12 protein-coding genes are annotated in these 12435 nt (G+C 69.5%); 8 read left to right on the top strand and 4 right to left on the bottom strand.

Features of this window, described 5'->3' with window-relative positions:
* Window positions 1-72: 72 nt before the first annotated feature.
* Entirely contained in the window at window positions 73-2544 is a 2472-nt protein-coding gene (locus tag ACMW4R_RS06665; protein ID WP_058595161.1) for a LuxR family transcriptional regulator, read from the top strand.
* A 33-nt stretch (window positions 2545-2577) separates the two neighbouring features.
* Here ACMW4R_RS06665 and ACMW4R_RS06660 read toward each other — a convergent pair whose 3' ends face one another.
* Window positions 2578-2781, bottom strand: coding sequence for a hypothetical protein (locus ACMW4R_RS06660; RefSeq protein WP_058630064.1), 204 nt, complete (start codon window positions 2779-2781; stop codon window positions 2578-2580).
* A 137-nt stretch (window positions 2782-2918) separates the two neighbouring features.
* Between ACMW4R_RS06660 and ACMW4R_RS06655 the strand changes: the two genes are divergently transcribed.
* Both ACMW4R_RS06655 and ACMW4R_RS06650 read left to right on the top strand, forming a co-directional pair.
* Complete coding sequence (locus ACMW4R_RS06655; protein WP_058626204.1) at window positions 2919-3683, top strand: ABC transporter ATP-binding protein; 765 nt, start codon at window positions 2919-2921, stop codon at window positions 3681-3683.
* Window positions 3680-5134, top strand: coding sequence for an ABC transporter permease (locus ACMW4R_RS06650; RefSeq protein ID WP_058626205.1), 1455 nt, complete (start codon window positions 3680-3682; stop codon window positions 5132-5134). The genes ACMW4R_RS06655 and ACMW4R_RS06650 overlap by 4 nt, the downstream gene beginning before the upstream one ends.
* 2 nt (window positions 5135-5136) lie before the next feature.
* Here the strand turns inward: ACMW4R_RS06650 and ACMW4R_RS06645 are convergent, their stop codons facing one another.
* Complete coding sequence (locus tag ACMW4R_RS06645) at window positions 5137-5808, bottom strand: DUF998 domain-containing protein (protein ID WP_058626206.1); 672 nt, start codon at window positions 5806-5808, stop codon at window positions 5137-5139.
* Window positions 5809-6343: 535 nt separating this feature from the next.
* Between ACMW4R_RS06645 and ACMW4R_RS06640 the strand changes: the two genes are divergently transcribed.
* Together ACMW4R_RS06640 and ACMW4R_RS06635 are read left to right on the top strand one after the other, a co-directional pair.
* Window positions 6344-7711: a cell division initiation protein gene (locus ACMW4R_RS06640; protein ID WP_418299478.1), complete on the top strand. Its 1368-nt coding sequence runs from the start codon at window positions 6344-6346 to the stop codon at window positions 7709-7711.
* Window positions 7712-7802: 91 nt separating this feature from the next.
* The gene (locus tag ACMW4R_RS06635; RefSeq protein ID WP_058595155.1) at window positions 7803-8042 is read left to right on the top strand and encodes a hypothetical protein; all 240 of its coding nucleotides are present in this window, start codon (window positions 7803-7805) and stop codon (window positions 8040-8042) included.
* Window positions 8043-8054: 12 nt separating this feature from the next.
* Here the strand turns inward: ACMW4R_RS06635 and ACMW4R_RS06630 are convergent, their stop codons facing one another.
* Window positions 8055-8426 carry a hypothetical protein gene (locus ACMW4R_RS06630; RefSeq protein WP_418299477.1) on the bottom strand — a complete coding sequence of 124 codons (372 nt, stop codon included), beginning with the start codon at window positions 8424-8426 and terminating at the stop codon, window positions 8055-8057.
* 93 nt (window positions 8427-8519) lie between these two features.
* Between ACMW4R_RS06630 and ACMW4R_RS06625 the strand changes: the two genes are divergently transcribed.
* From ACMW4R_RS06625 to ACMW4R_RS06615, 3 genes are read left to right on the top strand one after another with little or no spacing between them, the layout of a single operon-like run.
* Entirely contained in the window at window positions 8520-9059 is a 540-nt protein-coding gene (locus ACMW4R_RS06625; RefSeq protein ID WP_418299476.1) for a MarR family winged helix-turn-helix transcriptional regulator, read from the top strand.
* Window positions 9056-9850 (top strand): transglutaminase-like domain-containing protein, encoded by a 795-nt coding sequence (locus tag ACMW4R_RS06620; RefSeq protein WP_418299475.1) that lies wholly within the window; start codon window positions 9056-9058, stop codon window positions 9848-9850. The genes ACMW4R_RS06625 and ACMW4R_RS06620 overlap by 4 nt, the downstream gene beginning before the upstream one ends.
* A gap of 51 nt (window positions 9851-9901) precedes the next feature.
* Window positions 9902-11749 (top strand): DUF2207 family protein, encoded by a 1848-nt coding sequence (locus ACMW4R_RS06615; RefSeq protein WP_418299474.1) that lies wholly within the window; start codon window positions 9902-9904, stop codon window positions 11747-11749.
* Window positions 11750-11751: 2 nt separating this feature from the next.
* Here ACMW4R_RS06615 and ACMW4R_RS06610 read toward each other — a convergent pair whose 3' ends face one another.
* Window positions 11752-12417, bottom strand: coding sequence for an esterase/lipase family protein (locus ACMW4R_RS06610; RefSeq protein WP_058613302.1), 666 nt, complete (start codon window positions 12415-12417; stop codon window positions 11752-11754).
* Window positions 12418-12435 lie beyond the last annotated feature (18 nt).

The raw sequence follows: 12435 nt of genomic DNA, 5'->3' as shown, positions 1-12435 counted from the left end.
GCGAAACACCGGACCGCCACTCCCTCAAGGCCGGAGGGAAGAGGGCGACGGTCACTGAGTTGGAGATACCCGATGCTGATCGACCTGGACACCTCACCCTCTCTCACGCGCGCCTCCCGCCGCGCGAGCCGATTCTGGACTCCTCGTTGCGACACGGTGACGACGTTGAAGGACGCCGTGACCAGCGATGTGGTGCTTCTTCGCGGCCCCGCCAGGGTCGGAAAGACATCGCTGCTCCGGCAGTTCGCCACCGCTCTCGTCGACGACCCAGAAATCGGAGTCCAGCTGATCGACGCCGCACAGATCACACCCGACAGGTTCGAAAGGGTCTCGGTGGCGTTCCAGGAGGGGCCTGCGCAGCACGTCCTCCTGGTCGACAACCTCACAGACAAGGACGGGGTGACGTCTGAACAGATCCTCGATCTCCTCCGCGCCGACGGTGATCTCCGCGTCGTCGCCGCCACCCGGCACGTCACCCGTCTCGAGAGCCCCCTGGTCACCCTCGAGTTCGATGTCCACGTGCTCCCGCCCGCTGATCTCTTGATGTCGCGCACCGAGCTCGGGCTTGTCTTCGAGCTCAACGGCGTCGAGATCTCGGATGCGGCTCTCGACGTCGTCATGACACGCACACACGGGTGGCCGGCCCTCGCTCAGCTCGTGAGCTCGCGGCTCCGCCTGGAGGGGCTTTCGCTCCGTAGCCGGGACGAGGCGGAAGCCGTCGCGGAGTATGCGAGTCGATCGCTGACCGGTGACATGGAACAGCATCTGACGACGCCGATCACCGACGACCTGCGCCTGCTCGCCGTCGCACCGTTCATCAACGTCGAGCTCGCGGAGGCGATCGGGATCGACTCCACCACCGCGACGACCCAGCAGCTGCTGTCGGAGTTGCAGGACGCGGGCTTCGTCTGGCCGAGTTCGACCCGCCTCGTCCTCGCGGAGCCCGTGAGAGCGCAGTGGCTGCGCGAGATCGAGGCCCGGCGCCCCGCCGAGGTCGAACAAGCGCGCGTGCGACTGCTGGAGCATCTCGTCGCGACGGGTGAGCCCCTGCGGGCGGCCCAGCTGGCCGCCGACGCCGGCCAATGGTCGACCCTCGCCTCCGTGCTGCGCTCATCCGGGCCCGAGGTGTGGGCTCGCGATGCCGAGAGCTTCCGGACACTGATCTCTGCCCTGCGCTCGCATGGCGGCTCCGACCCGATCGTCGTCGACACCCTTCTGACGCTCGACCCCGAGACTGTGACGTCATCCGAGACGCCGGTCGCCGTGATCAGCGCCCTCAGCAAGCTCCCCGAAGCCAAGGCTGCGGCGCACGGGCGGATCGAGGCACTCCTTCTCAGGGTGAGCCTGCTGCGGGCCGCGGGCCGCTTCGCGCTCGCCACCGAATCGGCCGCCCTGCTCGTCGACGCGCTTCGTCGTCGCCAGGACCTCGGAGCGGACATCGTGACGGAGGGCTGGTACCAGGTCGGCATGACGCACTTCGCGATGGGCAAGCTTCGCGATGCTTCCTTGGCGATCGGTCAGGTCGAGCGAACGGCACCGCCTGCCCAGAGGGCGCGCGCGCGTGGGGTCCTCGCGGTCATCGCGCTGCTGGAAGGCGATGTGCGTGCGGCGGAGTCCCGCATCGAGACCGCTCGAGCGGACGGATGGTTCGACACGCCGTGGGGGGAGACCCTTCGCTTGGCCTCCGCCTGGTTGTCGCTGGAACGCGGCGACGCACTCGGCGCTCGGACCATTCTCGAGTCCGTTCCGGCCACCGCATCGGCGCGCGAGCTGTGGCCCTACGCCGCCGCCACTCAAGCCCTCGCGTTGCTGCTCTCCGGGGCGGCGCCCGACGCGCTCGGGATGCTGCGGTCATGGGGCGTCCGTGCCCGCAGCACCCCGCCCTCGCACTTCCAATCCACGCAGATGCTCACGGCTCGCGCGAAGGTGCTCATCGCTCTCCGCCAGGCGCGGAAAGCGCTCGCGCTGTTCGAGGGTCCGTTCGGCCTGTCTTCGGCGACGGCTCCGGCCATCGCCCTGTCGCAGCTGTACGCGGGTCGCGCCCACGAGGCGTATGTCATGAGCGTGAAGTGGGGCATCCATCAGGAGTCCTCGCCGCGGGCTTCGCTCGAGAGCCTGGTGGTCAGCATCGTGGCCGACATCCGGTTGAACGGGTCTGCCGCGCAACGGAGCACGGTGCAACGCGCGGAGGCGATCAGCATCAGGAACGACCTCTGGACACCGTGGAGTGCGGTCGCTCCGGAAGACCGCGCGATGGTTCTCAGCGCTCTGTCCAGCGGCGCTCGCGAGAAGGTCCTGACTCGCGATTCATTCTTTGCATCCTCCGTCAGCGTCCCTCATCTCACCAAGAGAGAGCAGGTAGTCCTGGCTCAGTTGACGCCCGAGGCGACCATCGTCGACATTGCGCGCATCCTCGTCGTGTCGCCGAACACCGTGAAGACGCAGCTGCAGAGCCTTTACCGCAAGCTGGGAGTCTCCGACCGGGCCAGCGCCATCCGGGCCGCCCATGCCTGGGGACTCATCGAGAGCGAGAACGAGGGGTGACGGCGTTCGCTGATCGCCGCCGACGCCCGTGCGTCAGCGGCGATCAGTGCGACGGCGATCAGCGCGACGACGGGCGCGTACGACGACGACGCGAACGAGCACGAGAAGCAGGAGCGTGAGGACGACACCGGGAAAGGTGAGCGGCACACCCGCGCCGCGGAGCACGGCGAGCACGACGAGGAGTGCAGCGGCGGGGGCGACCCATCCGAGGATGCGCCAAGCCAGTCGTCGATTCACACGTCAACGCTAACGGTCCGCCGGTAGCGGCTCGCGTCCCGCCGTCGCGCCCCGTCACTCTCGAGGATGACGTTCCGACCACGAAGTCCTCCGTCGAGCCGACGCGCTCCGACACGGGGATTTCTAGCGTGGGAGGCATGAACATTTCCCCGAGCGACGCCGGCTTCGCCGCCCGCGTCGAGAACCTCACGAAAACCTTCGGAGACGGCGCGAACGTCGTTCATGCGCTCGACGGAGTCTCGCTCACCGTTCGCCGCGGCGAGTTCGTCGCCGTCATGGGACCGTCCGGTTCGGGCAAGTCCACCCTCATGCACGTGATGGCGGGCCTCGATGCGCCCTCGAGCGGTCGGGCGTGGCTCGGCGAGCAGGAGATCACGGGCTTGTCCGACGCTGAGCTGACGGTCCTGCGGCGACGGCGCGTCGGCTTCGTGTTCCAGGCCTTCAATCTCGTTCCCACACTGACCGCGGCCGAGAACATCCGGCTGCCCTTCGACCTCGACGCTCGGCGCCCCTCGGCGACCGAGGAGGCACGGATCGCGAGTCTCGTCGACTCGCTCGGACTGTCGGCGCGGATGAACCATCGCCCGCACCAGTTGAGCGGCGGGCAGCAGCAGCGCGTGGCCATCGCCCGCGCTCTCGCCACGGCCCCCGATCTCGTCTTCGCAGACGAGCCGACCGGCAACCTCGACAGCAGGTCCGGGCGCGAAGTGCTGCAGCTGCTTCGGACAGCGGCGCGGGAGTTCGGTCAGTCGATCGCCATGGTCACGCACGACGCCGTAGCCGCGAGCCGCGCAGACCGAGTCGTCTTCGTGGCCGACGGTCGCGTCGTCGCCGACAAGCCCGGCCAGACCGCCGAGGAGATCTCGTCGTTCATGCTCCGCGCGGAAGGGGCTGCAGCATGACCGCCCTCGTCGCCACTCCCCCCGCCCGCCGGAGCGCTGCGGCCTGGTTGCGCGAGCCCGGCATGGGCGCCACCGTGCTGGTCGGCGCGATCTCGACGGCATTCGGTGTCGTCCTCCTCTCGGTCACGGAGTACGTCGCCACCCTCATCCGGACACAGCCCGGACTGGAAGGGGTCGAGGGGGTGCAGAGCGTGCTCACCATCGCGACGACCGTGCTGGTGGGCCTGTCGATCTACGTCGGCGCGGTGGTCACCGCGAACACCTTCGCCACTGTGGTGGCGGGGCGGACGCGCCGCATCGCGCTTCTGCGACTGCTCGGCTCCTCCGCTCGACGTGAGCGGACGGTCCTTGCTCGCCAAGGTCTCGTTCTGGGGTGCCTCGGTGCGGCGGCGGGGTTGATCGGCGGTCTCGTCGTCTCTCTCGTCGGACTGCGGCTCGCCTCGAATGCCTGGGGGCTGGACGTTCCGTGGACCGTTCTCCGTGCCGATCTCGCGGCTCCCTCGATCGCCGTCATCCTCGTCACCTGGGCAGCCGCATGGGTCGGTTCGCGGCGGGTCGGCGTCGTCACCCCCATCCAGGCGCTCTCGAACGCGGTGGAAGCGCCGCGTGAGCGGGTCGTCGCGCGACGCGGCCGTCATGTCACGGCGGCCGCGCTGGCCATCGTCGGGACGGGGCTGCTGGCGGTCGGTATCGCCGTGGGGGGAGTGTCGTCTTCGGGCATCCTGTTCAGCTTCGTCGGAGGGGCGCTCTCGTTCACCGGGATCATCCTGGGCGCCACTCTCTTCCTCCCGCCTGCGCTGCGTGGGGTGGGAGCGCTGTTCGGGAGGAGCGTGGTCGCTCGGATGGCAGCGGGCAACGCCCTGCGGCATTCGGAGAGGTCCGCGCGCATGGCAGTCGGCGTCGTCATGGGTGTGACCCTGGTGACCATGTTCGCCGTCGCGTCAGCCACCTCGACGCGTTTCTTCCACGTCGTCCTCGGCGAGGAGATCCCCGCCGAGCTCTCCCTCTCCGTCGACGTCTTCACCGGAGTGATGATGGGGCTGGTCGGGGTGTCCGCGGTCATCGCCGCGGTGGGAGTCGTGAACCTGCTGATCCTCGGCATCCTTCAGCGCCAGCGTGAGCTCGGCCTCCTTCGCGCTCTCGGGCTGTCCGTCCGGCAGGTCCGAACGATGGTGGTCTGGGAAGCCGCGCACGTCGTCGTCACCTCGGTCGTGATCGGCCTCGTCTTGGGAACGGTCTACGGCTGGGCGGGCGCGCAGTCCCTTTTCGGATGGATGCCGCACGCCGCCGGTTTCGCCGATGGCCCCGTGTTCGTCGCGCCGTCGATCCCGGCATCCACCATCGTCGTCATCGTGGCAGCGACGGCGGCTCTCACGATCAGCGCCTCGATCGTGCCTGCGCGCCTCGCGACCCGGCTGAGTCCGGTGAGATCCCTCGCGGCCCAGGTCTGAGGTCAGGACGCCGAGATGCGCTCGTCGGACGCCACCTGCAGGCCGAAGACCCCGAACCACGCGATCGCGAGCGTGGCGGCGGTGAACTCGAGGTTGCCGCCGAGGACCGTGTCGCCGCGGAAGAGGGAGATCATGGCGCCGGTGAACGACGTGGCTCCCACCGCGACGAGCGTGGCCACGCTCGCGGCTCTCATCCACGGCCGACGCCGCAGCGCGGCCACCTGCGCCATCGCGATGATCGCGAGCACGAACCCCGTGACCGCGGAGGTGATGTGCACGAGGTCCTGCGGCAACGCGCCGGGGGTGAAGGGCACGGGGCAGCCCGGCGAACACGTCACGACGGAAGCGAGCGCGAAGCAGAGGCCGCACGCGACCAGGGTCGCGGCGACGGGCCACCCCGCCCGGTACGGCCGCGCACTGCCCACCACCGCGCGGTCGACGAGCACCGTGGCGACCGCCAGCAACAGAAGCGCCAGGTTGAAGACGGGGGCGGTCGACATCCCGGTCGCCCCCAGCTGGCTGACGTAGTGGACACTCGGATCCCACGAACGACACAGCCAGATCAGACCGGCGCTCGCGAAGGCAGCGATCGCACCCGCCGTGGCGACGAGGGCGGGGCGCCGGAGTCGGCCGCCGCCGGCGGTCGCCGCGGACAGCTCCGTCGTTCGGGTCATTCGGCTCTCCGCGCGTGGTCAGTGGCCCCGCAACATTACCGTGCACTCAGCCGCACCACCGATGCGCGGATGACTCATCCGCGGATCGCGGGTGATTTCCGCTCTGCCCCACCGAGGGATGCGTGCGGAGGCCGGATGCTGGTCGGGCGGGCAGAGCCTGCGGAACGCCTGCGTGCCGGGGGGCCGCATCGCGGTTGCGGCTCTGCCCGTCTTTCGCTCCGAGGACGCGGCGATGACGGTGAGGCTCTGCACTCTTCCAACGGGCGATTCACCGGGTGAGGAATGCCTCTTCCCGCGACGGACGAGCACCTCGACGTGCGATTCTCTTCGGGAGCGATCAGGAATGGTTCTCCCCCAAGCACCCTTTCTCATTCGGTCGCTCTCCTCGGATGCGCGGTCTCCGCACCACGGCACCCGGTCGCCGAGGCCGCGCATCCCCTTGGAACCTGCTCCGAGCTCTCCTGGGCGATCGCCCGCGTGGGGTTGAATCGAAGCGACGTCCGCGACGGGACGCCACACCGCGAGAGGACAGCCCGTGACCGACGACCGCGAGATCGCGAACGACCACCGAGACGACCGACGTGACGACACGGAGGTCGCCGGGACCGATGCCCTCCTCGACGAGCTGCTGTCCACCAGCGGCGAGGTCGAGGGCAACCCGGTCTTCCCCGTCGGCTTCCGGGGATACGACCGCGAGGCCGTTGACGAGGCGATCCGGCAGCTGGCCGAACGAGTCCGCCGAGCCGCGGAGGACACGCAGGACGCCAAGCGCCGCGCCGAAACGATGTTCGCTCAGCAGCGTGCCGAGCACGATGCCGAACTCGAGGAATCTGCCCGGAGGTACTCGGAAGAGGTTGCCAGCCTGCAGGAGCAGCTTCGCGCGGCTTCCGCGCGGGCCGCCGACGCCGAGTCTCAGGTGCATGCGCTGTCGGACGAGTTCGCGTCCCGAGACGATGACGATCCGCAACGGGGCCGTGAGCACTTCGACGCGATCCTCCGTGTCGCAGAGGAGCAAGCCGGTGTCCTCGTCCAGAACGCCGTCGCTCAGGCCGAGCGGCTCTTGGCGAGCGCCCACGACGAAGCCGCCTCGATTCGCGATGAGGCACTCGCCGAACAGGACCGTCTCCGGGCCGAGGCGCAACACGACGCTGATCAGGTGCGTCTGCGTATCGAGACCGAATCGACCGCCCACACCGCCCGTCTCGAGCGTGAGGGCGCACACGCCGCCGAGAAGGTCGCCCAGGCCGAGCGCGAGGCCGTCGCGATCCGCACCGAAGCGGAGAAGGGAGCGGCCGCTCTGCGCTCGATGGTGTCTCGAGAGACCGGGGAGCTCCGGGCGAAAGCGGAACGCGATGTGCGCGAGATGACCGCGCGGGTCCTCGAGTTCGAGGAGTCACTGACCCGCCGCCAAGATGAGGCGCAACAGGAGTTCCTCGTCCTGCACAACCAGGCCGTCGCGCACGCGGAGCGCATCACCGGCGATGCGAGCGAGCAGGTGGCCGCCGCTCTCGAGCACGCCCGTCGGATTTCCGCCCGTGCGGACGATTACGAACGCCTCGCCCGCGCTCAGGCGCAGCAGGTCGAGGCCGATGCCCAGGTGAAGGCCCGAGAGATTCTCGACACCTCCCGCGAACGCGCCCAACGCATCGCCGACAAGATCACCGAGCACGCGGCATCGGTCCTCCGGGACGCCGAAGACCGCACCCGCGACCTTCGGTGGCAGCAGCAGCAGCTCGGTAGCTTCATGTCCGAGATGAACGAACTACTCCGCGCCGCGCCGCGCGGCGGGTCCGCGGGGGCCGACTTCGGAGGTGAAGAGTCCATCGGCGAGGCCGCAGACGATGCGGCCGTTCCGTCGGGCAGGGAAGAGACGACTGCCGATGGGGAGAACGAGCGCAGCTGAGGCGAGCACCGCATGATCCGCCGATCGGATGGTCCCGCTACGCGGATGCGATCACGCCCGCTCTAGGCTGGGGGCAATCGAAGGGATCGGGATGGACAGTCGTCGATCGCGCCCGCTGGGCGCTGCCCTCAGCGCGCTCGCCGCGCTTGTCTTCGCGACGCCGACGCTGTTCCTTCCCGCTGACGCGCACGCCTCGGTGAAGCTGGTGTTCATCGTGGGCGGGTCCGCGCTTTTCGCGTTCGGTGTAATCCGCGTGCGCGCGGAGGGCGCAGAAACGCGAGAGCCGAAGGATGACCGCCCGCTCGACGGAGCCCCACCGCCGCCCGCGTAGGGCCGGAGGGCCTCAGGCGGCGCGAACCAAGGACCGCTGAGCCGACGAACGAGCCGGAGCTTTCGCGGGAGTGGCGGCCGGCTTGGCGTCGACCGTGACGTCGAGGCTGAGGCCACGAGAGGAGTTCGCGTCGTTCGCGAGGCGCTTGAGCAACTCCTGGTCGAGTGACTCCGGTTGCTCGGAGTCGAAGACGAAACGCAGCGGAATCGCGGGCTGGAGCCAGATGGTGGATCGCCCGCCGGGCTCGTCGGCGCGGTGCGTCCAGGAGAGGGTGAAGCTCTCGCCGCGGCGGAGCTTGGTCGCGGCGACCACCTTGACGTGGGCGAGCATCCGGTCGTCGACCAGGATCGGCTCGGGGGTGGTTCCGTAGAACAGCTTCGCCATGATGTTTCCTCTCCTCGTTGCTTGGTTAGGAACTTACTAGGTAGACTAGCGAATAGGCAAGCGAGATATCAGGCAAATTTTCGGAGGACGTCCATGACCGGCATCGATGCGAGTCCCCCTTCCTACTGGTACAGCGACAGCACCGATGACGAGCGCGGAGCGCGTGTGATGGAGGCCCTGCGCGCATATCGCGCCGCAGAGATGTCCATGCGGAGGCGAACCCAGGCGTCGATGTCGATGGGCGAGAACGAGATGCTCGTGCTCCGGTTCCTCACCCGGCGCGGCCGTCAGCACCACGACGTCACGCCGATCGATCTCGCTCGCTATCTCGGAATCTCGACGGCGTCGATGACCGCTCTCCTGGATCGCCTCGAGAAATCCGGTCATCTCGAACGACAGCCGCACCCGAGCGACCGACGGAAAGTCCTCATCGCCGTGACAGCGCACACCGAGAACGACATGCGTCACGTGCTGGGGAACATGCACGCGCAGATGATGCTCGCGACCCACGGCATGAGCGAGACCGAGGCTGCGGCGGTCATCCAGTTCCTCGAGCGCATGCGTGGCGCCGTCGACGGCGTCGGAACGGCTCCGATCGCTCACACGTCGGGAACCCCGGACGTGGCGGCATGACGACTCACGTCGAGTCCCACCTCGACCTGCGCGTCGACCACGCCACGGACGCGGTCTTCTCGCTCGCGGTCGCGCGAGGCTGGGCGCGGAGCGAAGAACTCACGTTGACCGTGGACGGCCGTCCCCTCGCCGCGGAAGAGATCGCGGACGAGCACGGAACCCGCCTCCATCGAGCGACGCTCCCCGAGGGAGAGGTCGTCGTGCGTTATCGCGCCGAGGTCGAGCGGCCGACCGAGCCCGTGGCATCCGATGTCGTCGACCCGCTCAGATATCTTCGGCCGAGCCGATTCATCCCGTCGGACGAGCTCGCCGCCACCGCCCTGTCGTGGTTCGGCGGCGCCACCCCTGCCGAGAGCGTGCGGAACATCCCCGACTGGGTCGCCGCGCACCTGTCGTACGTCCCCGGCTCGAGCGGCCCGACCGATACGGCGATTCACACGCTGCTTCTCCGGCAGGGCGTCTGCCGGGACTACGCGCACCTCACGGCGGGACTGCTGCGAGCGGTCGGCGTTCCTGCGCGACTCGTGTCGGTCTACGCTCCCGGCCTGAGCCCGATGGACTTCCACGCCGTCGTCGAGGCCTTCGTCGACGGCCGATGGGAGGTCGTGGATGCCACACGCCTCGCGCCCCGTCCCGAGTACGTCCGAATCGCCACTGGCCGCGACGCCGCCGACACCGCTTTCCTCACGACCCTCTCGGGCGCGGCCACGCTTGAGAACGTCGAGGTCCTGGCCGTGGCGGGCGGGGATCTGTCACCCGACGATCCGGGCGAGAGCGTGCTGCTGCCCTGAATCCTCCTCGCGGTGGAGTTCCCGCCGGCTCGGCCTCGCTACCGTCGAAGAATGGATGCCGCTCCGAGCCCTCGACTCCGCCACGCCGTGCTCTCGGCACTGTTCGTCCTCGCGCTCCTCGCCCTGACGTTCGCGGGTGCGCCGCTCGCTCGCGCCGATGTCGACGACTTCACCTTCGACTCGTTCGACGCCGACATGGTTCTCAGCCGTAGTCCGGACGGACACGCGGCGCTGGAGGTGACGGAGACGATCCTCGCGCGCTTCCCCGACGAGGACCAGAACAAGGGGATCATCCGCGTCATCCCCGACGACTACGACGGGGTCCCTCTGCACACCGAGGTCGTCTCCGTGACCGACGGCAGCGGATCGGCGGTCCCGTACGAGGTCGAGCAGAGCCGACGGGAGGTGCGAGTCCTCACCGGGGACGACACCTACGTGAGGGGCGTGCAGACCTACGTCATCTCGTACACGCAGCGAGACACCATCCGCGCGTTCGCCGACACCGACGCCGACGAGTTCTACCGCGGGATCAACGGCACGGACGCCGCCCAGCCGTTCGGCGAGGTCACCGCACGGCTGACGGTGGACGCCGAACTGGCGGATGCCGCCCTCGACGGCGCCGCGTCCTGCTACGAGGGCCCGCGGGGCTCCACGACGCGCTGCGACATCGCCGCCTCGGGAGGGGCCGGCGCACCCCTGACCTGGTCCGCTCGCGCGACCGCTCTCGGACCCGGCGAGAACATGACCATCGCCGTCGGGTTCGTCCGGGGCACGTTCGTCCCCGGCGAGGTGTACCGCACTCCGCTCGAGCAGTTCTCGGTCGACAACGCTCCGCTCCTCGGCGGCGTCTCGCTCGGCGCCGTCGGTCTGGGTGCCGCGGGCGTCGCTGCGGCTCTCGTGGCGCGACGGCGGGGACGGGATGCGGCTGGACGAGGGGTGATCGTCCCCGAGTACGGCCCTCCGGACGATGTCGACGTCCTCGAGGGCGCCGAACTCGTCCAGCGGGGACGGGCCGGGGTGCCCGCCGCGATCCTCGACACCGCGATCGCCGGCCATCTCCGCGTCATCGACGACCCCGTCGACTCGAAGAAGCTGATCCTCGAACTCGTCGACGCGGAGGATCCCACTCCGCTTCGGCGTGGCATCCTGAACGCGGTCTTCGGCGCCGACGCGCAGCCGGGAGCGCGCGTGACACTCGGCCCTCAGAGCCAGGACGTCGCGATCGCCCTTCAGACGCTCCCGAAGGCCGCAGCCGCCGAGCTGCGGCGGCGAGGGTGGACGGAACCACCACGGCACGGCCGCTCGGCGCTCGCCGTGGGCCTCTCGATCGGGGCCTTCATCGTCGCGATCGCGACTCTCATCGTCGCCGCCGCGGGCACCTCTCCGGCCTGGTGGCAGGTCGCCGCCGTCCCGGCGACGGTGGTGGCCGGCATCCTGACCTTTGTGTTCCTCCGCTACCGGGATCGGGTGACGGATGCCGGAGCACCTGCCCGTGATCACCTCCGGGGATTGCGCGACTATCTGGCCCTCGCCGAAGCCGACCGCCTGCGCGTCCTGCAGAGCCCGGAGGGCGCGGAACGTCGACCGGTCGACGCGGGCGATCCGACCCAGGTGCTGCACCTCTACGAGCGTCTCCTGCCGTGGGCCGTGGTCTGGGGCGTGGAGAAGGAGTGGGCGGAGGCGCTGGACACGCACGTGCGCGAGACCGGCGACGATCTGCGCTGGTACGGCGGGTCGCACGGCTTCTCGACCGCGGCCTTCGCTTCGACGTTCAGCTCCCTGCAGTCGGCGAGCGCTCCCGCCGCCTCGAGCGGCAGCTCCGGGAGCTTCTCGGGCGGATCTTTCGGGGGCGGCTTCTCCGGGGGCGGGATGAGTGGAGGCAGTGTCGGGGGCCGGTGAGCTCACTCGGCGACGCGGATGACCTCGGCGACCACTCGGGGGTCCGCGAGAACGCGGAAGTGACCTCCCGTGGAAAGACGCACGTTCTTCGCCCCGGCCAGCTCGCTCCCCTCGGGGATGTGCGGATCGAAAGTGCCGTAGATCGAGGTGATGCGGGTGTTCGCGTCCGCCGATGCGGCGAGCGCGCGCATGGTCGCGTCGCCGGATCGGAAGGCGCGCAGCGACGGCGTCGGCATCAGTCGGCTGTAGCGCGAGCCGCCGAAGGGGGTCGCCACGGCCACCATCGCGCGGATGCGCTCTCCCGCGGGGTCGAACGCCATGACGTGCTTGCCGATGAGACCGCCTTTGCTGTGGGCGACGATGACCACGTCCCGGAGATCGCGGGCGATCAGGAGACGGGCGACGCGCTCGGCCGCCTCTGCGACAGGTCGACGATTGCCGCCGAGTTCGGTGACGACGTGGACAGGGTGGCCGCGGTCGTGGAGGGCGCGAGCGAGGGGCTCCAGGAACCTCCATGTCTCGTAGATGCCCGGGAGGAGGAGGATCGGCACGCCCTCGCCCTCGGTGAGCGTTTCCGGGAGACCCCTCCTCCGCACGGCGCGCGCCTGCGCGGAGATGGCGTAGACGTAGTCCCGCACCCACCACAGACCGTTGCGCAGCATCGACATGCGCCCATCCTGCGTCAC

It is taken from the genome of Microbacterium sp. S1037, assembly GCF_048381605.1.
In the GTDB taxonomy this organism is placed as follows: Bacteria; Actinomycetota; Actinomycetes; order Actinomycetales; family Microbacteriaceae; genus Microbacterium; species Microbacterium testaceum_B.
Note: the sequence above shows the minus strand (reverse complement) of the source record. Positions and strands in the feature narration are given on the sequence as shown.